This window comes from Paracoccus sp. R12_2 (assembly GCF_017744015.1).
Lineage (GTDB): Bacteria > Pseudomonadota > Alphaproteobacteria > Rhodobacterales > Rhodobacteraceae > Paracoccus.
On record NZ_JAGHRA010000049.1, the window covers coordinates 1 to 758 of the forward strand.

At 60.4% G+C, this 758-nt stretch carries 2 protein-coding genes; one reads left to right on the plus strand and one right to left on the minus strand.

What is annotated here, in order from left to right; all coding sequences use genetic code 11:
• The coding region (locus J7359_RS19825; protein ID WP_209060012.1) for a hypothetical protein at positions 1-230 on the plus strand (230 nt) is incomplete at its 5' end.
• A gap of 132 nt (positions 231-362) precedes the next feature.
• On the opposite strand, the gene J7359_RS20275 is transcribed toward J7359_RS19825, so the two are convergent.
• On the minus strand, positions 363-758 hold a 396-nt coding region (locus J7359_RS20275), incomplete at its 5' end, for a septum formation initiator family protein (RefSeq protein ID WP_348524427.1).

Consider the following 758-nt stretch of genomic DNA (forward strand, 5'->3'; position numbering starts at 1 on the left):
ACCATCGCCTGTGCCTGCACCACGCTTGGCGGCGCGCTGGCGCTGTGGGTGCTGGCATGATCGCGCCGGTCACATATCGCGGCATTCCCATCCGCACTTTCGATGTTCCAAGCACCCCGTTCGTCTGGGTGCACGAGGAAACCGACGGCCACGGCACCGCCGAAACACTGGACGAGGCACGCGCGCAGATCGATCGCCATCTGTCCGCACTGACAAACTCCGGCACCTGAAATGAAACGGGACGCCCGAAAGCGCCCCGTGGGGGTCCCCACTCTGACACAAGGACACCGCGCGTGAACGTGGCCCATTCATCCAAAATGATCAAGCTCGCCAATGCCGCGCGTCGGTGCCGGCCTATGCGCTTAGCCCGCCTTGCCCGGCACATTCGCCGTCCGGTTCAGAGGTTGCATGCGATCACCAGCATTGGGTGTAACCCTCTTATCGATCACGACCTCATCGGGCCTGATCAGGCCAAGGACATGCCGGGCGCGCTCATCAAGCAGGTCGAGGTCGAGGTAATCGTTGGACAGTCGTTTCGTCAGGTTCTTCAGCCGGTCGACGCGCGCCTGAAGGTCTGCCCGCTCAACCTTCGCGGCCTCGATCTCGTGAAGAACTTGGACACGGACAAGAACACCGTAGGGCCCGTTGATGGCGGCATGCGCAAAGTAGATCGCCAAAGCCGACATGACGAAGATGAAGAGATAGGCCCGAAGCCAATTTCGTCCAGTCACTTCAATACCTTTTATCAAAACCTCCGA